Raw genomic sequence first — 25,191 nt, forward strand, 5'->3', positions numbered from 1 at the left:
GAGCTTTTGATTCATAAAACAAGCTTTCTCCAAAGGTTTTTTGCGGGTTTGCGAAGATTTTTTCACCCCCACTCCTCAACTAGCTGATAATCCACAAATTGCCTGTGCATAACAGTTACACTTGTAGCAAAAAAAAGCCGCCCACCCTTGCGGATGAGCGGCTCACTTATCTCTCGTGAAGCTTATGCTTGCCCAGTCGGACCACCAAAATTAAGCGGCACTCCTGGCTGTTCTCCCTCAGCAATTTCTCCATGCATCTGCTCATAACGAGCTACATTTTCCGCCAACGCCTTAGCCAAGCGCTTAGCATGCTGTGGAGTGAGAATAATCCTCGACTTAACTCGAGCCTTTGGAAGCCCAGGCATCACCTGAACAAAATCCACCACGAACTCCGAATGACTGTGGTTGATGATCGCCAAGTTACTGTACGTACCATCAGCCGACTCCGGCGTGAGCTCTATGTTGAGCTGATTGCCCTGATTCTGATCTTTCGGATTGTCCGCCATTATTCTGCAGTTTCTACTTCTACGTCTTTATTCGCCATCATCTTGTCATAGTCGTCTTGCGACCCTACAACAGACTTGTAATAGTGCTTGATACCCGTACCCGCCGGAATTCTATGTCCAACGATAACGTTCTCCTTCAAGCCTTCCAAAGTATCAACCTTACCCGCAACCGCAGCTTCGTTCAATACCTTAGTCGTTTCCTGGAAGGATGCCGCAGACATAAATGACTTGGTCTGCAACGACGCTCTCGTAATACCCTGCAAGATCGGAACCGCAGTAGCAGGCTTCGCATCACGTGCAACTACCAACTCTTTGTCTGCACGCTTCAAACGAGAATTCTCGTCACGAAGCTGACGCGCGTTGATAATCTGACCCGGACGAAGCGTATCGCTATCTCCAGCTTCTTCTACTACCTTCTTATCAAAGATTCTGTCGTTTTCTTCGATGAAGTCGCTCACGTGAACCAAGTTTCCTTCCAAGAAGCTAGTGTCTCCCGGATCCTTGATGTCAACCTTACGCATCATCTGACGAACGATAACCTCAAAGTGCTTGTCATTAATCTTCACACCTTGTAGACGGTATACTTCCTGAACCTCGTTCACCAAGTATTCCTGAACGCGAGTTGGTCCCTGAATCGCAAGGATGTCACTCGGCGTAATCGCTCCATCACTCAACGGCATTCCCGCACGAACGTAATCGTTCTCCTGTACAAGAATCTGCTTCGACAAGTTGATCAAGTACTTGCGCTGTTCGCCTGTACGTGACTCGATGATGATTTCACGGTTACCTCTCTTGATCTTACCGTAGCTTACAGTACCATCAATTTCAGATACAACCGCTGGGTTAGAAGGGTTACGTGCCTCGAAGAGCTCAGTCACACGTGGAAGACCACCCGTAATATCACCCGCCTTCGCAGACTTACGTGGAATCTTAACGAGAATCTTACCCGCCTTGATTTCTTCTCCTTCGTTCACCATCAAGTGTGCACCAACTGGCAATGTGTAGTGCTTAATCTCAGCACCCTTCTTATCGAGTACCTGAATAGTTGGGATGAGTTTCTTGTTACGAGAATCGGCAATCACCTTATCCTGGAAGCCAGTCTGCTCATCAATCTCAACCTTATATGTAACACCTTGAACGATGTCTTGGTAACCAATCTTACCTGGGTACTCAGCAATGATCACAGCGTTGTAAGGATCCCAAGAACAGATCTCGTCACCTTTCTTCACTTTCTGACCATCCTTAACTACCAAGTGTGAACCGTAAGGAACGTTGCTCGTCATGATGGCAATGCCAGTCTTCTGATCAACAACCTTAACCTCACCGGTACGACCGATAACAATTTCAACCTTGTTACCATCACCGTCTTCACCGCTTACGGTACGAACGTCATCAAACTCGATGGTTCCGTCGAACTTCGCGCGAAGTGTGCTTTCTTCTGCAATGTTACCTGCAGTACCACCCACGTGGAACGTACGTAGTGTAAGCTGTGTACCTGGTTCACCAATCGACTGTGCGGCGATAACACCAACAGCTTCACCCATTTGTACGTCTTTGTGCGTAGCTAGGTTACGACCGTAGCACTTCGCACAAATACCACGCTTGCTTTCACAAGTCAATGGTGAGCGCACTTCGAGGCTTTCAATTGGACTTTCCTCAATTCTGCGAGCGTGGCTCTCCTGGATGATTTCACCACCTTGGATGTAAAGCTCACCCGAAAGCGGATCAACCACATCTTCAAGAGCAACACGACCAACGATACGTTCGTAGAGTGGCTCTACTACTTCTTCGTTCTTCTTCAAGGCAGAAACCTCGAGGCCACGAAGTGTACCACAATCGTCTTCCATCACAATCACATCCTGAGCAACGTCTACCAAACGACGAGTCAAGTAACCCGCATCGGCAGTCTTCAGGGCCGTATCGGCAAGACCTTTACGTGCACCGTGAGTTGAGATAAAGTACTCGAGAATCGAAAGACCTTCCTTAAAGTTGGAAATAATCGGGTTTTCGATAATCTCACCACCACTAGATCCAGATTTCTGCGGCTTGGCCATCAAACCACGCATACCTGAAAGCTGACGAATCTGCTCTTTGGAACCACGGGCTCCAGAATCCAACATCATGTAGATTGGGTTGAATCCTTGACGGTCTGTCGTCAAATCGTGCATCGCAGCCTGGGTAAGACGCGCGTTTGTGTTTGTCCAAACGTCAATTACCTGGTTGTAGCGTTCGTTATTTGTAATGAGACCCATGCTGTAGTTGCTGAAGATACCTTCAACCTCCTGCTCGGCCTCTTGAATCAACTTCTCTTTCTGAGCAGGGATAACGATATCACCGAGGGAGAAGCTCAAACCTCCGCGGAAGGCGTTCGAGTAACCCAAGTTCTTCATGTTATCCAAGAAGTCGGATGTTGTTGGCACGTCAGTAAGACGCAAGATGTTCGCGATAATCTCACGAAGTGCTTTCTTGGTCAATACCTCGTTAACGTAACCTACACCAGAAGGAACCACTTTGTTGAAGAGAACTCGACCAACAGTCGTTTCAATCAACATAGTTTCAATTTCGCCATTCTCATTGAGGTCCTCAGTACGAACCTTGATAGTAGCGTGTAGGTCAACCATTCCTTCGTTGTAGGCAATCTCTACTTCCTCTGGAGAGTAGAATGTCATGCCTTCACCACGGATGGTAAGGTCCTTATCTGTCTTACGCATCTTGGTCATGTAATACAGACCCAATACCATGTCCTGAGAAGGTACCGTAATCGGGCTACCGTTAGCAGGGTTCAAGATATTGTGTGATGCGAGCATCAATAGCTGTGCTTCGAGAATCGCAGCCGGGCCAAGTGGAAGGTGAACAGCCATCTGGTCACCATCGAAGTCGGCGTTAAATGCCGTACATGTCAATGGGTGAAGCTGGATTGCCTTACCTTCGATAAGCTTAGGCTGGAATGCTTGGATACCCAAACGGTGAAGTGTCGGAGCACGGTTGAGAAGAACCGGGTGACCTTTCATTACGTTTTCAAGGATGTCCCAAACAACTGGATCGCGCTTGTCGATAATCTTCTTCGCGCTCTTCACAGTTTTAACGATACCTCTTTCGATGAGCTTACGTACGATAAACGGCTTGTAAAGCTCAGCGGCCATATTCTTAGGAAGACCACATTCGTGGAGTTTCAATTCTGGACCGATAACGATTACCGAACGAGCAGAATAGTCAACACGCTTACCGAGCAAGTTCTGACGGAAACGTCCTTGCTTACCCTTCAAGCTATCAGAAAGTGACTTCAACGCACGGTTGGCGTCGGTCTTAACCGCACTTGCCTTACGTGTGTTGTCGAATAGGCTATCAACCGCTTCCTGAAGCATACGCTTCTCGTTTCTCAAGATCACTTCTGGAGCCTTGATTTCGAGTAGACGCTTCAAACGGTTGTTACGGATAATCACACGACGGTAAAGGTCGTTAAGGTCGGATGTTGCAAATCGACCACCATCCAATGGCACCAATGGGCGCAATTCAGGCGGAATGATTGGCACAACCTTCATGATCATCCACTCTGGGTTGTTCTCGATACGAGAGTTTGCATCGCGGAAAGCTTCAACAACTTGAAGACGCTTAAGCGCTTCTTGCTTACGCTGCTGTGAAGTTTCTGTGTTGGCTTTGTGACGAAGAGTGTAAGACAACTCGTCGAGCTCGATGCGCTGAAGCAAAAGAATCAACGCTTCTGCACCCATCTTTGCGATGAACTTGTTTGGATCGTTGTCGTCGAGATACTGGTTCTCTACCGGCAAACGCTCCAAAGCGTCGAGGTACTCCTCTTCAGTGAGGAATTGCATGAATTCCAAAGGATTGCCTTCATTATCTACGGCGTCTGCAGCTTGGATAACTACGTAGCGCTCGTAATAGATAATCATGTCGAGCTTCTTGCTTGGAAGTCCGAGCAAGTAACCGATTTTGTTAGGCAATGAGCGGAAATACCAAATGTGAGCTACTGGTACTACCAAGCTGATGTGACCGATGCGCTCACGACGTACTTTCTTTTCGGTAACTTCTACACCACAACGGTCGCAGACGATACCTTTATAACGGATGCGCTTGTACTTACCACAGGCACACTCGTAGTCCTTCACAGGTCCGAAGATACGCTCACAGAAGAGTCCGTCTCTTTCGGGCTTGTGCGTACGGTAGTTAATGGTCTCGGGCTTCAATACTTCACCGCTAGAACGCTCGAGTAGGTACTCAGGCGATGCCAAGCTGATTGTGATGTTATTGAATCCGCTGTTCGTGTTTTGATCTCCTTTTCTAAGAGCCATTGTACGCGAGGATTAAAATTATTTGAATCCTCCCCGCCGCTTGGGCGGGGAAGAATCTTTAGTCTAGAGTGATCTTAAGTCCGAGTCCTTGCAATTCGTGCAACAATACGTTGAACGATTCTGGAATTCCCGGTTCCGGCATGCGCTCTCCTTTTACGATAGACTCGTACGTTTTCGCACGACCTACAACGTCATCGGATTTCACAGTAAGGATTTCTCGCAAGATGTTGGAAGCACCGAATGCCTCGAGTGCCCAAACCTCCATCTCACCAAAACGCTGGCCACCAAACTGGGCCTTACCACCAAGTGGCTGCTGTGTAATGAGTGAGTATGGTCCGATTGAACGGGCGTGCATCTTGTCGTCTACCATGTGACCTAGTTTCAGCATGTAGATCACACCTACAGTTGCCTTTTGGTCGAAACGCTGTCCAGTACCTCCGTCAAACAAGAATGTGTGACCGAACTCAGGAACACCTGCTGCGTCTGTCTCCTTCTTGATGTCGTCTAGTGACGCACCATCGAAGATTGGCGTAGCATAGTGCTTGCCAGTCTTCAAACCAGCCCAGCCCAATACTGTTTCGTAAATCTGACCAATGTTCATACGAGATGGTACACCTAGTGGGTTCAATACGATATCCACTGGAGTTCCGTCTTCGAGGAACGGCATATCTTCTTCACGTACGATTTTCGCTACGATACCTTTGTTACCGTGGCGACCCGCCATCTTATCACCTACTTTAAGCTTACGTTTCTTAGCGATGTAAACCTTAGCAAGCTTGATAATTCCAGATGGCAACTCGTCACCCACAGAGATTTGGAACTTCTTACGGCGGTATACACCAGTAAGGTCGTTCACCTTAATCTTGTAGTTGTGAAGCAAGTTCTGAATCAAGGTGTTCTTATCAGCGTCTGTAGTCCAAGTTCCACCAGTAATACGGGTGAAGTCCTCGATACCGTTCAAGACTTTCTGAGTGAACTTAGTTCCTTTCGGAATAACTTCTTCGTTGAGATCGTTCAAGATACCTTGGCAAGTTTTGCCAGCTACCAATTGCGACAATTTCTCGATGAAGATTCCGCGAACACCTTCTAGTTGACTATTAAACTCAAGTTCGATTACTTCGAGCTCTTCTTTATCTTGTGCACGCTGACGCTTGTCCTTCACGGCACGTGAGAACAACTTCTTGTCAACAACAACACCAGAAAGTGAAGGAGATGCTTTCAAAGATGCATCCTTAACATCACCTGCCTTATCTCCGAAGATTGCACGAAGGAGCTTCTCTTCTGGTGAAGGATCGCTCTCCCCTTTTGGAGTGATCTTACCAATCAAGATGTCTCCAGGAGTAACCTCTGCACCGATACGGATGATACCGTTCTCGTCGAGGTCCTTAGTTGCTTCTTCAGAAACGTTAGGAATGTCAGAAGTCAATTCTTCCATACCCAACTTGGTGTCGCGCACTTCGAGTGTGTACTCGTCGATGTGAATCGATGTGAAGATATCGTCGCGAACAACCTTTTCGTTGATCACAATCGCATCCTCGAAGTTATATCCTTTCCAAGGCATGAAGGCAACGAGTAGGTTACGCCCCAAAGCGAGGTCGCCTTTCTCTGTACCATATCCTTCGCAAAGAATTTGACCTTTAGTAACGCGCTGACCTTTGCTAACGATAGGCTTGAGGTTGATCGTTGTGCTCTGGTTAGTCTTCAAGAACTTAGTGAGGTGGTAAGACTTCACGTCGTCATCGAAGCTAACGAGGCGATCTTCATCCGTACGGTCGTAGCGGATGTGAATTTCGCGCGCATCAACTGCTTCAACTACACCGTCGCCTTCTGCAGCCACAAGTACACGTGAGTCACGTGCAACTTGGCCTTCGAGGCCGGTACCTACGATTGGACGATCAGGACGCAATAGTGGTACGGCCTGACGCATCATGTTAGATCCCATGAGTGCACGGTTCGCATCATCGTGCTCCAAGAATGGAATGAGTGATGCGGAAATTGATGCAATCTGGTTCGGAGCAACGTCCATATAGTTAATCTGCTCAGGCTCTAGAACTGGGAAGTCACCCTCGTCACGCACCTTAACACGGTTGTTCTCGAAAGAACCATCTTCGTTAAGCGGTGCGTTCGCCTGTGCGATTACTTTTTCTTCTTCTTCCTCAGCACTGAGGTAAGTTGGGTCGATATCCAAACGCACCTTACCACCTTCAACTTGGCGGTATGGGGTTTCGATGAAGCCCATGTTATTCACCTTCGCATAAACACAAAGTGAAGAGATCAAACCAATGTTTGGTCCTTCTGGTGTTTCGATTGGACAAAGGCGACCGTAGTGTGTGTAGTGAACGTCACGTACCTCGAAGCCTGCGCGCTCACGGCTCAAACCACCTGGACCTAGTGCAGAAAGACGACGCTTGTGCGTGATCTCTGAAAGAGGGTTGGTTTGATCCATAAACTGGCTTAGCTGGTTGGTTCCGAAGAACGAGTTGATAACCGAGCTAAGTGTCTTCGCATTGATCAAGTCAATTGGAGTGAAGACTTCGTTATCGCGAACGTTCATACGCTCACGGATGGTACGCGCCATACGAGCGAGACCTACGCCAAACTGGTTGGCAAGCTGCTCACCTACGGTACGAACACGACGGTTTGAAAGGTGGTCGATGTCATCAACTTCAGCCTTGCTGTTGATCAATTGGATCAAGTAGCGGATGATGTGAATGATATCGTCTTTCGTAAGAACTTGAACATCGCTTTCGATTTCAAGTCCGAGCTTCTTGTTCAAGCGGTAACGACCAACCTCACCGAGGTTGTAGCGTTGTTCGCTGAAGAAGAGCTTATCGATGATACCGCGAGCGGTTTCCTCATCAGGCGGTTCGGCGTTACGAAGCTGACGATAGATGTGCTCAACGGCCTCTTTTTCTGAGTTAGTTGGATCCTTCTGAAGCGTGTTGTAGATGATAGCGTACTCGCTACTTTCAACATCTTCTTTGTGAAGAAGGATGGTTGCCACTTCGGCGTCGAGAATTACATCGAGGTGATCCTTCTCTAGGAGGGTATCACGATCGAGAACTACTTCGTTACGCTCGATAGAAACAACTTCGCCAGTATCCTCATCTACGAAATCCTCAATCCATGTTTTGAGGACACGAGCAGCGAGGCGACGGCCAACTACGCGCTTGAGTGCGGTTTTCGAAACCTTCACTTCCTCTGCCAAGTCGAAGATCTCGAGGATATCTTTATCGCGTTCATAACCGATAGAACGAAGCAAGGTAGTAACCGGAAGCTTCTTCTTACGATCGATGTACGCGTACATTACGCTGTTGATGTCGGTTGCAAATTCGATCCAAGAACCTTTGAACGGAATAATACGAGCTGAATACAGCTTGGTACCGTTTGCGTGGAAGCTTTGACCGAAGAATACACCTGGTGAACGGTGAAGATGAGATACGACAATACGTTCAGCACCGTTGATAATAAATGTACCCCTTGGGGTCATGTACGGGATAGATCCGAGGAAAACATCTTGAACGATGGTTTCGAAGTCCTCGTGTTCAGGATCCGTACAGTAGAGTTTTAGTCTGGCCTTCAGCGGAACGCTGAAAGTCAATCCTCGCTCAATACACTCCAGTTCGGAATAACGTGGAGGGTCGATGAAGTAGTCGATGAACTCTAGTACGAACTGGTTGCGTGCGTCCGTGATTGGAAAGTTCTCAGCAAAAGTTCTGTAGAGACCTTCGCTGTTTCGCTCTTCGGGTTTGGTTTCAATTTGAAAGAAATCTTGGAAGGATTTCAACTGAATGTCCAAGAAGTCCGGGTAACCGGCTTGGGCAAGTGTTGATGCAAAGTTAATCCTATCCGATTTGTGCGCCAGAGGATTCGCCATTGGAAAGCAATGTTAATTTATACACAAAAGGGTTTAGGCCAATCCCGTGCTTAAAAAAGCCGGGAAAGACCTAAACCTTAAAGTTTCGGGAGGCGAGCTTACTTAAGCTCTACCTCAGCACCAGCTTCTTCAAGCTGGCCCTTGAGGGCTTCTGCCTCGTCCTTGGCAACGCCTTCCTTGATAGCGCTAGGAGCGCTGTCTACCTTTTCTTTAGCTTCTTTGAGTCCGAGACCGGTCATTTCTTTAACCAATTTCACGACTGCAAGCTTAGAAGCTCCAGCAGACTTAAGGATGACGTCAAATTCTGATTTCTCCTCGCCACCTCCGGCTTCACCACCACCGGCAGGACCGGCAACAGCAACCGCAGCAGCAGCAGGCTCGATGCCATGCTCTTCTTTGAGGTATGTAGCGAGTTCGTTTACCTCCTTAACGGTTAGGTTTACGAGGGCTTCGCCCAATTCTTTGATATCAGCCATTTTGACTTCTTTTTAGTGTTTAAAACTTACGCGTATATGGAAGCTGAGTGCGTACAAAAATTACTGTGCTCTTTCTTCAAGAGCTTTAACCAAACCTGCCACTTTGTTACCGGCTGACCCTTGAAGGGCAGAGATAACGTTCTTAGCAGGCGATTGCAAGAGCGCGATAACGTCTCCGATGAGTTCGTCCTTGCTCTTGATGTTGCTGAGCGCATCGAGTTGATCGTCGCCGATGTAGATAGCCTCCTCGATGTAAGCACCTTTAAGGATAGGCTTCTCGCTCTTTTTGCGGAACTCCTTAATAAGTTTCGCAGGAGCGTTTCCGGCTTCGCTCACCATGATGCTGGTGTTGCCTTTGAGTACTTCGAAAAGACCTTCAAAAGGCTTTTCGGTGCGCTCCATGGCTTTCTTCAGCAAAGTGTTCTTAACAACGCTAATCTTGATTTCGTTCTTGAAAGCCTGACGGCGCAAGTTTGAAGTAGATTCGGCGTCGAGACCAGCGATATCAGCGATATAAAGGGTGTTAGCCCCTTCGAGGATACCAACTAGTGCTTCGATTTCTTGATTTTTTTCTTCTCGTGTCATTACACTGTCTTTTGGGCAGATGAATTAAACGCTCTTAGAGTCCACTGGAATACCAGGGCCCATAGTGCTTGACATAAATACGCTCTTCACGTAGGTTCCTTTAGCCGCTACAGGCTTCATACGAACCAAAGTCTTGAGCAATTCTTCTGCGTTCTCCTTGATTTTATCAGCGGTGAAAGAAGTCTTACCAACAGAAGCGTGTACGATACCGTAACGATCTACTTTGAAGTCAATCTTACCAGCTTTCACATCAGAGATTGCCTTAGCCACGTCCATAGTTACGGTGCCCGTCTTAGGGTTAGGCATCAAACCACGTGGACCAAGAACACGTCCCAAAGGACCAATCTTGCCCATTACGGCAGGCATGGTCACGATTACATCAACATCGGTCCAACCATTCTTGATTTTATCGATGTACTCATCAAGTCCTACGAAATCTGCTCCGGCGTCTTTAGCCTCTTGCTCTTTGTCTGGAGTAACGAGTGCGAGAACGCGTACGTCTTTACCAGTACCGTGAGGAAGAGTTACAACACCACGAACCATTTGGTTTGCTTTACGTGGGTCTACACCCAAGCGCACCGCTAGGTCAACAGAAGCATCGAACTTCGTATTGCTTGTTTCTTTCACTAGGGTTGAAGCTTCCTCAACAGAGTAAACTCTCCCTTTTTCAATCTTCTCAGCAGCAGCCTTCTGCTTTTTAGTCAATTTTCCCATCTCCAATGCTTATTTGCGTTAGAACGGCTTCGGGCCAGTGATTGTAAGTCCCATAGAGCGAGCTGTACCAGCTACCATGCTCATAGCACTTTCAACAGTAAAGCAGTTGAGGTCTGGCATCTTGTCTTCCGCGATAGTGCGAACTTGATCCCAGGATACCTTACCTACCTTAACACGGTTTGACTCGGAAGATCCTTTCTTGATTTTGGCTGCTTCCATCAATTGAACGGCTGCTGGTGGGGTCTTAACAACGAAGTCGAAAGACTTGTCGGAATAGACCGTAATAACAACCGGCAGAAGTTTGCCTTGCTTATCTTGGGTTCGTGCATTAAATTGCTTGCAGAATTCCATGATGTTAACGCCTTTCGCACCTAGGGCAGGACCCACAGGAGGCGAAGGATTGGCAGCACCACCACGAACTTGCAGCTTAATCAGCCCACTTACCTCTTTAGCCATTATTGCAGTTCTTTATAAAATGAGTTAGCATTAAGACCTTTGGGTGGAAGCTTCCTCAGGTCGCCGAGCTCACATCTCGTTTAACTTTCTTTCTCTACTTGCATAAAGCTCAATTCCAATGGAGTTTTTCTTCCGAAAATCTTCACCATTACTTCGAGCTTGCGTTTCTCTTCGTTAATCTTCTCGATCGTACCAGAGAAGTCTCTGAACGGACCGTCGATTACCTTCACACTCTCACCCACTACGAATGGAATGTTGATTTGTTCTGCTGTTTCGGCGAGTTCGTCGAACTTACCTAGCATGCGGTTCACTTCGCTAGTTCTCAAAGGCACAGGATCTCCGCCTTTGGTCTCACCAAGAAAACCGATAACTCCAGGAACATTCTTAATGGTGTGAATCATCTCACCTGTAAGAACTGTTTCTACCATGATGTAACCAGGGTAGTAATTGCGTTCCTTGTATACTTTCTTCCCGTTACGGATTTGGTAAACCTTTTCGGTTGGAACCAAAACCTGCCCCATCATGTCAGTCAACCCAGCGTGCTCAACATCGCTTTCGATGTAGGTTTTCACTTTGTTTTCCTGACCGCTGATAGCGCGGACTACATACCACTTTTTACCGTCGCTCATGGTTGTTGAGTCCTATAGGGATTAATTAAAGAAAGTTCGTAGGAACTCCAATACGTTCACAATCGCTTGGTCCATTACAAAAATGGCTAGTGCGAAGATGACCGATGCTACGATTACGAGAACCGTACTTTTTTGCAAATCGGACAACGTAGGCCAAGTGGCCTTTTGTGCGAACTCCTCGTAGGAGCTTTGGAGATATCCTTTGATCTTACTCATTATTTCTTCACTTGCTTGCACGGGTGGAGAGACTCGAACTCCCAACTTGCGGTTTTGGAGACCGCTGCTCTACCAATTGAACTACACCCGTATTTACGGCATAAAGGCGCCCGCCGTGAGGCGGACACCTTTTACCGAAAAAATCTATGTTCGTCGATTACTCGAGGATCTCAGTTACCTGACCTGCACCAACTGTACGTCCACCTTCGCGGATAGCGAAACGAAGACCTTTGTTGATAGCTACAGGAGCGATAAGGTTAACTTCGATGGTGAGGTTGTCACCAGGCATAACCATTTCTACTCCGTCTGGAAGGTTGATCTCACCAGTAACGTCAGTAGTACGCAAGTAGAACTGAGGACGGTACTTGTTGTGGAAAGGAGTGTGGCGACCACCTTCTTCTTTCTTCAATACGTAAACCTCAGCCTTGAACTTCACGTGTGGAGTGATTGAACCTGGCTTGCAGATTACCATACCACGACGGATGTCCTTCTTCTCAATACCACGGAGGAGGATACCTACGTTATCACCCGCTTCACCAGTATCAAGGATCTTACGGAACATCTCAACACCTGTGATAGTAGAGTTAAGCTTCTCGTCACCGAAACCGATGATTTCAACTGGGTCACCAGTGTTAGCGATACCAGTCTCGATACGACCAGTTGCTACAGTACCACGACCAGTGATTGAGAATACGTCCTCAATTGGCATCAAGAATGGCTTATCCTTGTCACGCTCTGGCTCTTCGATGTAGCTGTCAACAGCGTCCATCAACTCCATAACTGTGTCAACCCACTTGTCTTCACCGTTCAATGCACCAAGTGCAGAACCCATGATTACTGGAGCGTTGTCACCGTCATACTCGTAGAAAGAAAGAAGGTCACGAACCTCCATTTCAACGAGCTCAAGAAGCTCCTCGTCGTCTACCATGTCAACTTTGTTCAAGAAAACAACGATACGAGGAATACCTACCTGACGTCCAAGAAGGATGTGCTCACGAGTTTGTGGCATCGGACCGTCTGTAGCTGCTACTACGAGGATAGCACCGTCCATCTGAGCGGCACCCGTTACCATGTTCTTTACGTAGTCGGCGTGACCAGGGCAGTCAACGTGAGCGTAGTGACGGTTTGCTGTCTCATACTCTACGTGTGACGTGTTGATCGTGATACCACGTTCTTTTTCTTCTGGTGCGTTATCGATTGAATCGAAATCGCGCTTTTGGCCAAAACCTTTGCTCGCCAATACTGTAGTAATAGCTGCAGTCAATGTGGTTTTACCGTGGTCAACGTGACCAATTGTTCCAATGTTCAAATGCGGCTTGGAACGTACGAAATTCTCCTTTGCCATGATGAGTCGTCTTTTTATTAAATGAACCCGAAAGACTTAAATAACAATCTTAGAGCCAACGACGGGAATTGAACCCGTGACCTTTTCCTTACCAAGGAAACGCTCTACCCCTGAGCTACGTCGGCCTGCATGGTCTTCCCGAAGGAAACCCAGAGCGGAAGACGGGATTCGAACCCGCGACCCTCAGCTTGGAAGGCTGATGCTCTACCAACTGAGCTACTTCCGCGTATCAACACATTAAGGCTCGACCGGACACCCCCAATGGGAACCAATCAAACCTGTCAATGTCTTGTGGGGAGAGCAGGATTCGAACCTGCGAAGGTAAAAACCAACAGATTTACAGTCTGTCCTCGTTGGCCGCTTGAGTATCTCCCCAATCTCTTTCCTCAATACATAAAGAACCTTCGACCCTCAAGTCGAAAAAACTTGAGCCAGCAGACGGACTCGAACCGCCGACCAGCTGATTACAAATCAGCTGCTCTACCAACTGAGCTATGCTGGCTTAAAAAAAACGGCTTATGCCGCTCTATTCCTAAGAACTCGCCAGTTTTGATCCTGGCTTTTTTCTAAAGGGACTGCAAATGTATGAAAGATTTCAATTCCCGCAAACGCTGTCCCCACGTTTTTTACTTCAATTATTTCGTCGAAGCGGGGGCAAAAATACACCTTTTCCCTTTCCGTCAAAACCTTCAACAAAAAAAAGTCCCGCACTCGCGGGACTCTCTTTTCTATCTGTCTGATTCAGACACCTCTGACCTTCGCTTTATGTCGCTCTAATTGTCGACGCAATGCATCAGCAGCCAGGTCCGTGGCCTCCTCAAATGACGTGCACTCCTTCTTTACCATCAAATCATTGCCCGGTACATTCACACGTACCTCCACAATTTTGTTCTCCCTAGTATGGTTGTTGTCTACCTTCAAATAAACTTCCCCATCTACAATTCGATCATAGTACTGATCCAATTTGTCCATTCGCTTCTGAATGAAGTCTACTAGTTTCTGATCTACCTTGAAGTTGACAGATTGCACTTGCACTTTCATAGTGTCATCATTTTTTATCCCCACCTCGAGGGTGAGTATTGTTATACACTGATTTTAACTGGTCTATTGAACTATGGGTATAAACCTGCGTCGCAGCCAAACTGCTGTGGCCTAAGAGTTCTTTAATTGTTTGCAGATCTGCGCCCATGCTTAAGAGATGTGTGGCAAACGTATGCCGGAGGATGTGAGGGCTCTTCTTCTCTATCGAGCTTACCTTACTAAGATAGTACACAACGCGGTCATAAACAAGCTTAGAATCGAGCTTTTCACCGTCTTTCGTCGAGAAGACATACTCCCCTTTTCCTACACCATCTTCACCACTTTCTTCATATTCTCTCAATGCCAATAACCACTCCTTGCCAACGGGTATGATGCGCTCCTTGTTTCGTTTTCCCAAAACTTTAACTCTACTCCCTTCAACCTCTATGTCCGATCGTTTTAGGTTTATCAATTCAGACCGTCGCATTCCGGTCAGATAAAAAGTGAATATCATAAACCTATCCCTCTGAGGATGAGCCTCACCCACATACATACTCGGCTCCAACACCTGCATCATATCCTCAACATCCACAGAACGTATCACTCGTTTCGATGTCTTCATCGAACGAATGCTCTGCATTGGCGACTGGTCTATAGTCTGAGTACGAACCAGGAACTTGTAATAAGATCTCAAAGTGGAGAGTTTGCGATTGATACTCCTCGGGTCCAACCCCGCCTCGCTGAGGTTCATTATCCAATCGCGAATCATGACCGGCTTTACAACCGACAAATCTTCTTCTTCGTAAACATCGAGCAACCAATCAGTAAATTGTTGCAAATCACGCTCATAGGCTATAAGCGTGTGCTCCGAAGAGCGCTTCTCTATCTCGAGATAGCGTATAAATGAGGCTACAGTTTCAAACATAAAAAAAGGTCGTTCCAATTTAACGCATCGGAACGACCTTCTATATGATTCAAGCTAACTTTATTCTTCTTCGTTTGAACGCAAAGACTGAATGTAAGACGCTTTGATTTTCTCTTTACGACGTGCAACTGACGGTTTCGTGAATTGCTGACGTGAACGGAGTTGACGCATAGTACCTGTGCGGTCAAATTTACGCTTGTAACGCTTCAACGCGCGATCAATGCTTTCTCCTTCTTTTACTTGTACTTGTAACATGTGCGTGACACCTCCTCTCTTTAGGGCGACAAAAGTAGAACTAATTATCAAACCCAACAAGCTCATTCTAAATATTCTCTCAGACGCTCCACATCTTCTTTCGTCCACCCCTCCAGCCCTATCAAGACTTCCACATCTTCAATAGGCCTTACTCTTGTGCGGTAGTACTCCACCGTCCCTGCACGTTTCCACCCAATATACGGATGCCTACTGAGCACCTCTACCGAAGATGTATTCAAATCAACCTTCTCTACCTCACCCTTATCCCACACATGCATCATCATTTCCCGAACCGTCGACGAATCAAGTCCAACCTCCCAAAATTGAGCTGTATCCACAAATCCTCCCAGCCGACTTCGATAGGACAACCATTTGTCTCGTTGCCAAGCGTGAGCCAAAATCTGAGAGAGGCCTTCCTCCCCAACTGCATTCATTGAAATTGTCAAAATAGCCTTCCCTTCCACATCAATCCACAAACTATCTAAATTGATGGCGAGCCAGCTAGAATCCATCCCCCAAATCGAATTCACCTCCTTTACCGAATCAAACCGGAAGCCACTTCGAACATATCGCCTCCAACGAGACACCATATATCCTGGCACGCCTGACTTCACAAGCTCTATCGAATCGGGTTGATGCACATCAATCCTTTTCCTCAACAACTCACTCTGCCATCCCTGAACCAATCGCCCTCTCCCCTCCCTCTTCCTGCTAGCCCTAACATCTTCAATCACTAAGGCATCCATCACCCTTTCCCTCCAAGCCGTATCACCTATATTGATTCTACTGAATGATTCTTCATTGTATACTCTCCCTCCAGCCTTGAGGTAATTCCACAACCGCTTCGATTCCAATGCCGTCAATCCCGAAGCTTCCCACTCGGAAGTTGATAATTCTGTCAACTTATAAGGCCCAGCCCCAAAGAAGCTATCTCGCCTATATGCTTTGATTGAATCGTGCATGTGCACCAACGAGTCCAATAAGATGGAATAGCGTTCAACCTCCACTGCCCTGTCATAATAGTTCTCTCTACCCCATTTAGCGAAGATGGATATGCCAACGAGTAGGACAAAAAGCAGGAGAAGTCTTTTCCTTTCCGACCTCCTGATGTGAAACCACAAAAAAATACGCCACATACACAAAGGTGCAGTGGCGTACTTCTATTAGTCGTGAGTTAAACGTTTACTTACGTTTAAATCGAATACGAAGTCTATTTAGCTTCCTTCTTCACGTAGCTTGTGAAGATCTTTCCCGCTTTAAGATCCGTGACATACTTCTTCAGGTCCCTTCTAACGTCACCTGACATGATAAGTAGACCAGCAATGTTCGGGAATGACATCGCGAGAATCATCATATCAGAGAAGTCTAGCACAGCTCCAAGGCTGATCGTAGAACCAACAACGATGAAGAATAGGAAGATTAGCTTGTATGAATACTCTGCTCCCTTGTTTTCGCCGAAGAAATACGTCCAAGCCTTCAAACCGTAATATGACCAAGAAATCATAGTAGAGAAAGCAAATAGGAAGATGGCTATCACGAGGACCATAGGGAACCATTCAATTACAGTTCCGAAGGCGTCCGATGTCATTTGAGCTCCAGAAACGGCAGTGCCCGTTTCAGGAAGGTGCTTTCCTGTAAAGATGAGCACGAGAGCCGTTAACGTACAAACTACTACCGTATCGATAAATGGCTCGAGCAAGGCAACAAAGCCTTCTGCAACAGGGTGCTTCGTTTTAACTGCCGAGTGGGCGATTGCTGCTGAACCAACACCTGCCTCATTCGAGAAGGCTGCACGTCTGAATCCTTGAATCAAAACTCCAATAAATCCACCTCGTAGTGCTTCTGCGTTGAAAGCACCGTCGTAAATCGCTGTAAATGCGTCGCCAACTTGATTGAAGTTGATTCCAATAATCACCAATGCAGCAATGATATAGGTCAAGGCCATTAGTGGTACAATCTTCTCCGTAACCTTTGCGATACTCTTAATACCTCCAATGATTACAACGCCAACGAGGATCATCAAGATGATACCGAACCACAGTCCTTTACCTTCAAGTGAAGGGAACTGGCCTTCTAACTGTGCGAATGCTTGGTTGGCTTGGAACATGTTCCCACCACCAAACGATGCACCAATGGCCAAAACCGCGAACATACCTGCGAGGACCTTTCCAAGTCCGCCCATTTTCTTTTCTGCGAGACCTTTCTTCAGGTAGTGCATTGGACCACCCGAAACCGTTCCGTCGGGATTGATGTTTCTATACTTCACACCGAGGGTACATTCAACAAACTTGGAAGACATGCCTAGCAGACCTGCTACAATCATCCAAAATGTTGCACCCGCACCACCTACTGAAATGGCCACGGCCACACCCGCGATGTTTCCAAGTCCAACAGTTGCAGATACCGCTGTAGCCAATGCTTGGAAGTGTGTCACTTCACCTGGAGCGTTCGGCTCATCGAATCGACCACGAGCAAGATCAATGGCATGCTTGAATCCACGGATATTGATAAAGCGCATTCTTATGGTGAAGAACAATGCCCCCATAATCAACCAGATTACGATGAACGGGATGCTGTTCTTTCTGATATCACCATTGGGATGCTTGGCTGGCTGACCAGCGTCATTATAAATGGTGTTGTCATATAAGCCCAGTGCTGCAAATGGATCTCCGAGGAGTACGCTTGCAACGCCATCTACGATGGGTTTGAAGGTGCTGTTGAAACCTTCGGCAACAGTAAGAACTTCAAGTTGAAATTCCTTAGATACTTCATTTCCTTCTGCATCAACTACCCTAAGTGTATAAGGATACCCTTCGGTTAGGCCAATAGCTTGAGCAGCGGTGGTGTCGGTTGACTGATTTGACCAATAGTACGTATAAGGTTCTACGCCACCAATTACTTCGGCCGTTGCTGACCCGTTGTTGATGTTCTTCTCCGGGTTGCGTAGAATAATGTTGTCAATCTTCAGGGGCTGCTGAGCGAAAGCGGTCCCAAAAAGGACTACTCCTAATAAGGCAAGTAGTAGTTTCTTCATAATGGTTATTGAACGTTACTATTGAAGTTCAGATACAAATTGGCAACCTCCAACCGTGCGTAATGTTTGAAGATTTGCGCAAAAAGCCCAAATCTACTGAACATCAGGGGCAGAGCCAAATTAGAGGTCAAAGATGGAGGCTCGTTTTTGAGAAACCTCGTCTTTTAATCGTAGCAGGAAGGCCAAAGCCAAGTAGATGAAAATGGGAGATCCCAACGCAACAAAAGATGCGTAGATAAAGAAAAGGCGAATGCGACTTGGTCGAATGCCCAAGCGCTCGCCAAAGCGATGACACACCTCGAATCCTCGTCTTTCAAAATCAGCCTTGATCCTTTCTATCATAGTCCTTTGCAATCAGATGGTATTTACCTACGGCACAATTTAAGCATTTTTTCATCTGACAATACTCTTGATGAATTTCTAGCAATGCCTGTGATTCCAAGGCAGAATCTAGCGAGAGTCCGATGTCTTCGAAAATCTTTGTCACGTGATTCTTCTCCGGCACAAGTTCTCTCCACTTTTCTGCCGAAGTCCAACCTTCCGTCCACGATCCAAGTCCCAAATAGGGAACCATATTTAAATGCCAAGTTTCCAACGTCGATTTACCTGGTCGCCTGCCTGTTAGGAAAGGTTCCCAGAATGAAGTCTTCCAAAAGAGCTTTTGACTCCCTTCTATCATCCGAGAGTAAAACACCCAAGCAAATTGTCGAACTCGCTGTTCTGGAAACGAGGGAGGCCTTAATCTGCCCCAAGTCCATTGTGCCTTACTCATAGGCTCAACGCCGAAAACCTTCTGTTGATAGGTGGTTTGCATTTCTCCTGATAGGCCACTTACTGCCATCACCCACTTTTCGAAGTCGTCCCAACTCCAAGTCTTACGACGGATAGAAATAATGGGCAATCGCCTCATCAGCATCTCCATACTGTCTGAATTAGTTGGTGCTCCCATAATGCGCGCCAACAAAATCCAGTGGGTTAATTCCACATTTCCCTTTGTCGACTCGAGCACTTCCCATCCAAACTCCACTCTCCTCTTGTAGCGCTCCTCAGCCATATTCATCAGCCAAGTTTGAATCAAAGGTCCAGGCGTTGCGGCCAAAAAGCCAGAGCACGGAAGAATACCCTTATTCGCCAGCCATCTATCGTATGTTTCTTGAAAGGATAACACCTCCTCTTCGGGAACAACCAACACCGGGATTGTTCTGCCTTGGAAATCGTGGACCTCGGCATCACTCTTAACTACCACGTGTAAGATCACATTTGAATAGGCCGGATCTGTATGGTGACCGTGGGCGAACCAATCTGAAGCCTTTAAATGCATCTCAACATGACCCACCCATGTCGTTCTATCAATTTGAACAATTGCATCTTTAAAATCCGGACCACTATTGTGATTCCACTTCCCGCGGGCGAGCACTTTACCGGCTCGGTTATCCTCAAGTTTGAACTCCGATGGAAGGATTAGCTCTTCAGCCCATAAGAATTGAACGAATTCCTCTTTCATGAGCTGAAGTTGAGAAGTAAAAAACAGCGTAGCCGTTTTAAAACGTATACAAACGGAAGTAAACGTTTGCCAACGGCTATAAAAACAGAAAGCGGCTCAAAAAGCCGCTTTCTTCCCCCTAAAGTGATCCGATCAGGTCTCTGTTATCGGATCAAAGTTATCGGACCAGAGTAGTCCTTTATGTGATTGTTGATTGTCCAAACTCTTACACGATACTGATAGGCGCCGGTAGTCACACGATTACCTCTGAATGTTCCATCCCACTGACCTGGATTCTGATCATCCCACTTCGCCATCACGTTACCCCATCTATCGTAGATTGCTACCTCGTACTTATCGAAGCCCAGACCATCAAGCGTCCAAACGTCGTTCAATCCATCGCCGTTTGGCGAGAACGCTGTTGGGATGTGCACTTTCACTTCGTCGTCCACATACATGCGGTGTTCTAAAGTGTCGGCGCAATCGCCTGTGCTCGCAATTACTCGAACGGTATTCCATCCAGGCTGAGTAAATAGGATGTTCGCCTGAATTCCCGAACTCATCCACAATCCGTTCAAATACCACTCAACGGTTCCCACGCTATTTCCATCGTAGTAGAAGTTTACATAAGAATTAAAACTGATGGTATCTGAAACCGCATCCGTACTTACAATTACCAATGGTGTTGGATTCACCTTGATATTGTGGAACGTGGTATCATGCTCACAGTTCTCGTTGAACGCCACTCGGTAAATGGTGGTATCGTGTTTTGCAAAGAACGCTATGACGTCAGTTGTATCTCCGTTGCTCCAGAGGAACTTTCCGTCGTTTTTAGTATCAAATGCTTCGAGCTCAACGTACTCACCTTCGCAAACTTCTGTTGGTCCAGTGATGTGTGATGTACTCGGCTCGGCAACAAAGACTTCTGCAAAAACGGTATCACCAATGCATCCGTCTGATGAAGTTTCTACTACGAAGGCAGAAACGGTTGCCGTAGAGGTCGGCCAATCGACAAGGATATCTGAAGTTCCTTGTCCTGTTAAGATATTCGCTCCGTTAACTATCCACTGATACGTCGAGCCTACGTTGCTGCTCACTGCTAGGTTTGAGGGCCCACCCGAAGCACAGACCGTATCTACGATCTGCGCTTGGGCTGTCCCTGCAAAGGCACTGAGTAAAGCTATTGTTATGTGTAGGAGGTATCGACGCACCGTAGTTCGTACTTAAGATTCCTAGTTCAGGACTAATCTTAGTAGTGGAAGATGCCACCCGTTGTCGGTTTCGCGTTGATTGTAATTGTTGCTGGAGTTACGCCAGACACATCAGCGTCACAACTGTTAGCGTCGCTTACGCTTACTACACTAATTGTGTGTGTACCTGGAGTGAATACCCCTACTACTACAGTTGCAGTAGCATTGTTAACCGTATAGTTGTACGTATTGGTACCGTCTGAAAGCGTTACGTCCCAAGGTGCTGTACCTGTCAAAGTAAGGTTCACACTTGATGAATCGTTTTCGCAGACAATATCACCCGTAAGGGAAATAGTTGGTAGTGGATTGAGAACGATGTCCAAGAACACGGTATCACCGTAACAGCCATCAGCACTTTGCTCAACGGCATAAATACGAGTAGTACCTGAAGTGCTTCCCCAATCGATTTCAATTTCTGCATTGTTTGCACTCACTGAGTTGTCAATTGTACCTAGCGCTGAAAAACCGCTAGCAAATCCCCAAGTGAAGTTTGAACTTGCACTTGCGCCAGTGATGCCATAAGTTACGTCTTGAGTTTCAACACAAACTGTGTCTGTTGCTGTAGATTGTGCCGATGCGGCTACTGAGATTAGCCAGAACAATCCAACGAAGAATGCTGTGCCTTTCCAATTTGAAGTGAGTGTAGTTAAAGTTCTCATTTCGGGTGGTTTTTGGGTTTTGGATGAAAAAATAATTAGCAATCCAGGTCTCACTTACGAGCCAATTTGACTCTGCGGTTTTCAAAACGGTTAGATTTTTTTCTTCCGCTGTACTAAAGTGCCACCCTTACACGCCCTGCACAACAAGACCTTTCCTACAAGAGAACCCCTATTTGTAGGAATATCCTGAGTAGGTGATGAGAATTCCTACAAAACTCAGTCCCAATCAGCATATTCCTACAATCTCAAAAGTGAAATTTCGGCAATAAAAAAGGCGAACCTGAGTTGGTTCGCCTTGGAATTTTGAGGGGTGCTAGACCTACATATTGGCCTTCATTTCATCCCTCAATTTTTTTGCAGAATTTGCTGCTTGTAATGCAAAGTCTTCTCCATCGGAAGCATAAATCACACCGCGCGAGGCGTTGATCAACAAGCCATAATCTCCAGGAATCATCCCTCCTTTAATCACGTCGCTGGCCGAACCTCCTTGAGCCCCTACTCCCGGAACGAGGAAGAACGTAGTGGGATACTTTTCGCGAAGCTTGGCCAGTTCATCGGGACGAGTTGCTCCGACCACAAACATCAGCTCATCATCTGAAAACCAAGAGTGTACCTTGTCCATAACGGCTGTATGAACGTACTCTCCAGATTGAAGCATCAGCTTTTGCACATCTTCAGCCCCTGCGTTAGAGGTCAACCCCAACACGATCACCCACTTACCTGGAATACCGCCAAAAGGCTCAACAGAATCAGCGCCCATGTACGGCGCTACCGTAATGGAATCACAATTCATGGTTTCGAGGAAAGCCTTCGCGTATCGCTTGGCCGTATTTCCAATGTCTCCACGTTTGGCGTCCGCTATGACGAAGTGCTTTGGATAATTCGCTTTGATGTACGCAACTGTCTTTTCTAGAGATTGCCAGCCACTCAACCCATAGGCTTCGTAGAATGCTGTATTGGGTTTATAAGCCACACAATATTCTGCCGTTGCATCAATGATTGCTTTGTTGAAGGCGAAGATAGGATCCTCCTCGCTCAACAGATGCTTAGGGATTCTGTCTAGATCCGTATCCAATCCAACACAAAGCATCGACTGCTTTTCTGCAATATGGTCAATGAGTTCTGCGCGCGTCATTACCCGTAACTTTCAGTTCCTTCTTTCAATCGCTCTGTATTCTCCGCCATCTTCAGTTCGTCTAGGAACTGCTGTACGTCACCGTTCAAGACATCTGTAAGATTGTGAACCGTAAGTCCAATGCGGTGGTCTGTAACCCGACCTTGTGGAAAGTTGTACGTTCTAATTTTCGCAGAACGGTCACCGGTAGATACCAACGTTTTTCTACGCTGTGCAACTTCATCGTTGTGTTTCTGCACCTCCATGTCGTAAATGCGCGCACGCAAAACTTTCATGGCTTGCTCGAGGTTCTTGTGCTGAGATCGACCGTCCTGGCACTCAACCACGATTCCGGTTGGTAGGTGAGTGAGTCGGATGGCACTCTCCGTCTTGTTGACGTGCTGACCACCTGCCCCACTGGCGCGGAAGGTATCACGACGGATATCCTTATCCTCTATCTTAACATCTACTTCTTCAGCTTCTGGAAGTACAGCAACGGATGCGGCGGAGGTGTGAACACGGCCCTGACTTTCGGTCGCGGGAACTCGCTGTACGCGGTGTACACCACTTTCATACTTGAGTACGCCGTATACGTCTTCACCAGAAATGCTCACCGCAATTTCCTTGTATCCACCCACAGTGCCTTCATTGGCATTGATCAGTTCCATTTTCCAGCCGCGTGTTTCTACATAGCGCTGGTACATCCGGAAGAGATCGCCGGCAAACAAGCTAGCTTCATCGCCACCTGCTCCAGCACGGATTTCCAAGACAGCGTCTTTACTGTCTTCCGGATCTTTCGGAATCAACATCCACTTGATTTCCTCCTCGAGTTCCTCAAGCTTCTCTTTGGCTTCCGAAAGTTCCATTTCGGCCATCTCAACAAACTCTGGATCACCACCTTCAGAAATTACTTCCTTGGCTTCTTCAATTTGAGTTTGAAGTTGGATGTATTGATCTCTAGCTTCAGCAATGGGCTTAAGCTCTTTGTATTCTTTGTGCAGGCGAACATAGCGCTCATGGTCAGAAGCAATTTCCGGCTGAATAATCAGGTCGTTTACTTCGTCGTAGCGCTGACGAATGCCGTTCAATCTATCTAGCGTACTCATTTAGAATACGTGAATTTACCGTGTTGAGATTCAATTGTAAGTTCAGCTTTTTCAGATTCCTCTACTCTACCTACAATCTGCGCATTAACACCGAATGATTTAGAAATCTCGATAATCTTCGCTGCTGAAGATTCATCAACATAAAGCTCCATTCTATGCCCCATGTTGAATACCTGGTACATCTCTTCCCACGAGGTTCCGCTTTCTTTTTGAATCAACTCAAAGAGTGGCGGTGTATTGAAAAGGTTGTCTTTAACGACATGCCCTTTTTCAAGGAAGTGCAGAATCTTTGTTTGAGCACCACCAGAACAATGGATCATCCCATGAACTCCTTCTCTCGCCTCAGAGAGGATTTTCTTGATGATAGGCGCATAAGATCTGGTTGGAGAAAGAACGAGTTGTCCGGCCGTTCTTCCCGTTTCGCCAACAGGCTCTGTCAGTGAAACTGAACCGCTATAAACCAAGTCAGCAGGAACTGCAGGGTCAAAGCTTTCCGGATACTTTTCGGCAACGAGTTTATTGAAGACATCATGGCGTGCTGAGGTGAGACCGTTGCTTCCCATTCCGCCGTTGTAATGGTCTTCGTAATCGGCCTGACCGAAGCTGGCTAAACCAACGATTACGTTGCCAGGGCGAATGTTGGCATTGTCAATGACTTCATCGCGACGCATGCGTGCAACCACGGTGCTATCTACAATGATGGTGCGAACCAAGTCGCCCACATCTGCGGTTTCACCACCGGTTGAGACGATGTCTACCCCATGCTTTCTGAAGTCGGCAAGAAGTTCCTCGTTTCCCTGAATGATGGCCGAAATCACCTCACCTGGGATGAGATTCTTGTTGCGGCCGATGGTAGAAGAGAGTAGGATATTCTCGGTAGCACCTACACATAGTAGGTCATCGATGTTCATCACAAGGGCATCTTGAGCAATGCCTTTCCAAACTGAAACATCGCCGGTTTCCTTCCAATACACGTATGCGAGGGACGACTTTGTGCCGGCACCATCTGCGTGCATCACGATGCAGTGATCTTCGCTACCCGTAAGATAATCTGGGATAATCTTGCAGAAAGCGCGAGGGAACAATCCCTTATCTACATTGGCAATAGCCTTGTGTACTTCTTCTTTTCCGGATGACACGCCTCTCTCGGCGTAACGGGAGCTCTTTTCCATGGGTGCAAAAATACGAAAGCGCCCCGCAAATGCAGGGCGCTTTCAATGTATTCTATTCT

At 46.9% G+C, this 25,191-nt stretch carries 21 protein-coding genes and 5 tRNA genes; all 26 read right to left on the reverse strand.

Features of this window, described 5'->3' with window-relative positions; translation table 11 throughout:
• Positions 1 to 182: 182 nt before the first annotated feature.
• Positions 183 to 506 (reverse strand): DUF3467 domain-containing protein, encoded by a 324-nt coding sequence (locus F8C67_RS09170; protein ID WP_151667544.1) that lies wholly within the window; start codon positions 504 to 506, stop codon positions 183 to 185.
• Positions 506 to 4,816 carry a DNA-directed RNA polymerase subunit beta' gene (gene rpoC / locus F8C67_RS09175; RefSeq protein WP_151667545.1) on the reverse strand — a complete coding sequence of 1,437 codons (4,311 nt, stop codon included), beginning with the start codon at positions 4,814 to 4,816 and terminating at the stop codon, positions 506 to 508. The genes F8C67_RS09170 and rpoC overlap by 1 nt, the downstream gene beginning before the upstream one ends.
• Before the next feature lie 58 nt (positions 4,817 to 4,874).
• Positions 4,875 to 8,693: a DNA-directed RNA polymerase subunit beta gene (rpoB, locus tag F8C67_RS09180; protein ID WP_151667546.1), complete on the reverse strand. Its 3,819-nt coding sequence runs from the start codon at positions 8,691 to 8,693 to the stop codon at positions 4,875 to 4,877.
• Between the two features lie 98 nt (positions 8,694 to 8,791).
• Complete coding sequence (gene rplL / locus F8C67_RS09185) at positions 8,792 to 9,169, reverse strand: 50S ribosomal protein L7/L12 (RefSeq protein WP_151667547.1); 378 nt, start codon at positions 9,167 to 9,169, stop codon at positions 8,792 to 8,794.
• Positions 9,170 to 9,229: 60 nt separating this feature from the next.
• Complete coding sequence (gene rplJ, locus F8C67_RS09190; RefSeq protein ID WP_151667548.1) at positions 9,230 to 9,754, reverse strand: 50S ribosomal protein L10; 525 nt, start codon at positions 9,752 to 9,754, stop codon at positions 9,230 to 9,232.
• Positions 9,755 to 9,778: 24 nt separating this feature from the next.
• A complete protein-coding gene (gene rplA / locus F8C67_RS09195; protein WP_151667549.1) occupies positions 9,779 to 10,468 on the reverse strand; it encodes a 50S ribosomal protein L1 in 690 nt (229 codons plus the stop codon).
• A gap of 18 nt (positions 10,469 to 10,486) precedes the next feature.
• A complete protein-coding gene (gene rplK / locus F8C67_RS09200) occupies positions 10,487 to 10,924 on the reverse strand; it encodes a 50S ribosomal protein L11 (RefSeq protein ID WP_151667550.1) in 438 nt (145 codons plus the stop codon).
• Positions 10,925 to 11,004: 80 nt separating this feature from the next.
• The gene (gene nusG, locus F8C67_RS09205) at positions 11,005 to 11,553 is read right to left on the reverse strand and encodes a transcription termination/antitermination protein NusG (protein WP_151667551.1); all 549 of its coding nucleotides are present in this window, start codon (positions 11,551 to 11,553) and stop codon (positions 11,005 to 11,007) included.
• A gap of 21 nt (positions 11,554 to 11,574) precedes the next feature.
• Positions 11,575 to 11,769 (reverse strand): preprotein translocase subunit SecE, encoded by a 195-nt coding sequence (gene secE / locus F8C67_RS09210; RefSeq protein WP_151667552.1) that lies wholly within the window; start codon positions 11,767 to 11,769, stop codon positions 11,575 to 11,577.
• Between the two features lie 18 nt (positions 11,770 to 11,787).
• A tRNA-Trp gene (locus tag F8C67_RS09215) sits at positions 11,788 to 11,860 on the reverse strand.
• Positions 11,861 to 11,926: 66 nt separating this feature from the next.
• Positions 11,927 to 13,114: an elongation factor Tu gene (gene tuf, locus F8C67_RS09220; protein ID WP_151667553.1), complete on the reverse strand. Its 1,188-nt coding sequence runs from the start codon at positions 13,112 to 13,114 to the stop codon at positions 11,927 to 11,929.
• Between the two features lie 53 nt (positions 13,115 to 13,167).
• Positions 13,168 to 13,239, reverse strand: a tRNA-Thr gene (locus F8C67_RS09225).
• Between the two features lie 28 nt (positions 13,240 to 13,267).
• A tRNA-Gly gene (locus F8C67_RS09230) sits at positions 13,268 to 13,340 on the reverse strand.
• Between the two features lie 66 nt (positions 13,341 to 13,406).
• Positions 13,407 to 13,489, reverse strand: a tRNA-Tyr gene (locus tag F8C67_RS09235).
• A 54-nt stretch (positions 13,490 to 13,543) separates the two neighbouring features.
• Positions 13,544 to 13,616 (reverse strand) — tRNA-Thr (locus tag F8C67_RS09240).
• Positions 13,617 to 13,855: 239 nt separating this feature from the next.
• Positions 13,856 to 14,155 (reverse strand): ribosome hibernation-promoting factor, HPF/YfiA family, encoded by a 300-nt coding sequence (gene hpf, locus F8C67_RS09245; protein ID WP_151667554.1) that lies wholly within the window; start codon positions 14,153 to 14,155, stop codon positions 13,856 to 13,858.
• Between the two features lie 7 nt (positions 14,156 to 14,162).
• A complete protein-coding gene (locus F8C67_RS09250) occupies positions 14,163 to 15,059 on the reverse strand; it encodes a tyrosine-type recombinase/integrase (protein WP_151667555.1) in 897 nt (298 codons plus the stop codon).
• A 60-nt stretch (positions 15,060 to 15,119) separates the two neighbouring features.
• Positions 15,120 to 15,314 (reverse strand): 30S ribosomal protein S21, encoded by a 195-nt coding sequence (gene rpsU / locus F8C67_RS09255; RefSeq protein ID WP_151667556.1) that lies wholly within the window; start codon positions 15,312 to 15,314, stop codon positions 15,120 to 15,122.
• 62 nt (positions 15,315 to 15,376) lie between these two features.
• Complete coding sequence (locus F8C67_RS09260) at positions 15,377 to 16,450, reverse strand: ComEA family DNA-binding protein (RefSeq protein ID WP_151667557.1); 1,074 nt, start codon at positions 16,448 to 16,450, stop codon at positions 15,377 to 15,379.
• Between the two features lie 74 nt (positions 16,451 to 16,524).
• Positions 16,525 to 18,348 (reverse strand): amino acid carrier protein, encoded by a 1,824-nt coding sequence (locus tag F8C67_RS09265; RefSeq protein ID WP_151667558.1) that lies wholly within the window; start codon positions 18,346 to 18,348, stop codon positions 16,525 to 16,527.
• Positions 18,349 to 18,667: 319 nt separating this feature from the next.
• Positions 18,668 to 19,852 carry a DUF2851 family protein gene (locus tag F8C67_RS09275; RefSeq protein WP_151667560.1) on the reverse strand — a complete coding sequence of 395 codons (1,185 nt, stop codon included), beginning with the start codon at positions 19,850 to 19,852 and terminating at the stop codon, positions 18,668 to 18,670.
• A 143-nt stretch (positions 19,853 to 19,995) separates the two neighbouring features.
• Positions 19,996 to 20,928 carry a T9SS type B sorting domain-containing protein gene (locus tag F8C67_RS09280; RefSeq protein ID WP_151667561.1) on the reverse strand — a complete coding sequence of 311 codons (933 nt, stop codon included), beginning with the start codon at positions 20,926 to 20,928 and terminating at the stop codon, positions 19,996 to 19,998.
• Positions 20,929 to 21,080: 152 nt separating this feature from the next.
• Positions 21,081 to 21,740, reverse strand: a complete 660-nt coding sequence (locus F8C67_RS09285) for a hypothetical protein (protein WP_151667562.1) — start codon at positions 21,738 to 21,740, stop codon at positions 21,081 to 21,083.
• 319 nt (positions 21,741 to 22,059) lie between these two features.
• Positions 22,060 to 22,875: an orotidine-5'-phosphate decarboxylase gene (gene pyrF / locus F8C67_RS09290; RefSeq protein ID WP_151667563.1), complete on the reverse strand. Its 816-nt coding sequence runs from the start codon at positions 22,873 to 22,875 to the stop codon at positions 22,060 to 22,062.
• A complete protein-coding gene (prfA, locus tag F8C67_RS09295; protein WP_151667564.1) occupies positions 22,875 to 23,960 on the reverse strand; it encodes a peptide chain release factor 1 in 1,086 nt (361 codons plus the stop codon). Before prfA ends, pyrF begins: the two co-directional genes overlap by 1 nt.
• Positions 23,957 to 25,132, reverse strand: coding sequence for an AIR synthase related protein (locus tag F8C67_RS09300; RefSeq protein ID WP_151667565.1), 1,176 nt, complete (start codon positions 25,130 to 25,132; stop codon positions 23,957 to 23,959). The genes prfA and F8C67_RS09300 overlap by 4 nt, the downstream gene beginning before the upstream one ends.
• Between the last annotated feature and the right edge of the window lie 59 nt (positions 25,133 to 25,191).

It is taken from the genome of Phaeocystidibacter luteus, assembly GCF_008933115.1.
Classification (GTDB): domain Bacteria; phylum Bacteroidota; class Bacteroidia; order Flavobacteriales; family Schleiferiaceae; genus Phaeocystidibacter; species Phaeocystidibacter luteus.

Excerpts from the sequence above, each read along its gene's own strand:
- F8C67_RS09170 (WP_151667544.1), bottom strand. The coding sequence starts at position 506 with ATGGCGGACAATCCGAAAGATCAGAATCAGGGCAATCAGCTCAACATA.
- rpoC (WP_151667545.1), bottom strand. The coding sequence starts at position 4,816 with ATGGCTCTTAGAAAAGGAGATCAAAACACGAACAGCGGATTCAATAAC.
- rpoB (WP_151667546.1), bottom strand. The coding sequence starts at position 8,693 with ATGGCGAATCCTCTGGCGCACAAATCGGATAGGATTAACTTTGCATCA.
- rplL (WP_151667547.1), bottom strand. The coding sequence starts at position 9,169 with ATGGCTGATATCAAAGAATTGGGCGAAGCCCTCGTAAACCTAACCGTT.
- rplJ (WP_151667548.1), bottom strand. The coding sequence starts at position 9,754 with ATGACACGAGAAGAAAAAAATCAAGAAATCGAAGCACTAGTTGGTATC.
- rplA (WP_151667549.1), bottom strand. The coding sequence starts at position 10,468 with ATGGGAAAATTGACTAAAAAGCAGAAGGCTGCTGCTGAGAAGATTGAA.
- rplK (WP_151667550.1), bottom strand. The coding sequence starts at position 10,924 with ATGGCTAAAGAGGTAAGTGGGCTGATTAAGCTGCAAGTTCGTGGTGGT.
- nusG (WP_151667551.1), bottom strand. The coding sequence starts at position 11,553 with ATGAGCGACGGTAAAAAGTGGTATGTAGTCCGCGCTATCAGCGGTCAG.
- secE (WP_151667552.1), bottom strand. The coding sequence starts at position 11,769 with ATGAGTAAGATCAAAGGATATCTCCAAAGCTCCTACGAGGAGTTCGCA.
- tuf (WP_151667553.1), bottom strand. The coding sequence starts at position 13,114 with ATGGCAAAGGAGAATTTCGTACGTTCCAAGCCGCATTTGAACATTGGA.
- hpf (WP_151667554.1), bottom strand. The coding sequence starts at position 14,155 with ATGAAAGTGCAAGTGCAATCTGTCAACTTCAAGGTAGATCAGAAACTA.
- F8C67_RS09250 (WP_151667555.1), bottom strand. The coding sequence starts at position 15,059 with ATGTTTGAAACTGTAGCCTCATTTATACGCTATCTCGAGATAGAGAAG.
- rpsU (WP_151667556.1), bottom strand. The coding sequence starts at position 15,314 with ATGTTACAAGTACAAGTAAAAGAAGGAGAAAGCATTGATCGCGCGTTG.
- F8C67_RS09260 (WP_151667557.1), bottom strand. The coding sequence starts at position 16,450 with ATGTGGCGTATTTTTTTGTGGTTTCACATCAGGAGGTCGGAAAGGAAA.
- F8C67_RS09265 (WP_151667558.1), bottom strand. The coding sequence starts at position 18,348 with ATGAAGAAACTACTACTTGCCTTATTAGGAGTAGTCCTTTTTGGGACC.
- F8C67_RS09275 (WP_151667560.1), bottom strand. The coding sequence starts at position 19,852 with ATGAAAGAGGAATTCGTTCAATTCTTATGGGCTGAAGAGCTAATCCTT.
- F8C67_RS09285 (WP_151667562.1), bottom strand. The coding sequence starts at position 21,740 with ATGAGAACTTTAACTACACTCACTTCAAATTGGAAAGGCACAGCATTC.
- pyrF (WP_151667563.1), bottom strand. The coding sequence starts at position 22,875 with ATGACGCGCGCAGAACTCATTGACCATATTGCAGAAAAGCAGTCGATG.
- prfA (WP_151667564.1), bottom strand. The coding sequence starts at position 23,960 with ATGAGTACGCTAGATAGATTGAACGGCATTCGTCAGCGCTACGACGAA.
- F8C67_RS09300 (WP_151667565.1), bottom strand. The coding sequence starts at position 25,132 with ATGGAAAAGAGCTCCCGTTACGCCGAGAGAGGCGTGTCATCCGGAAAA.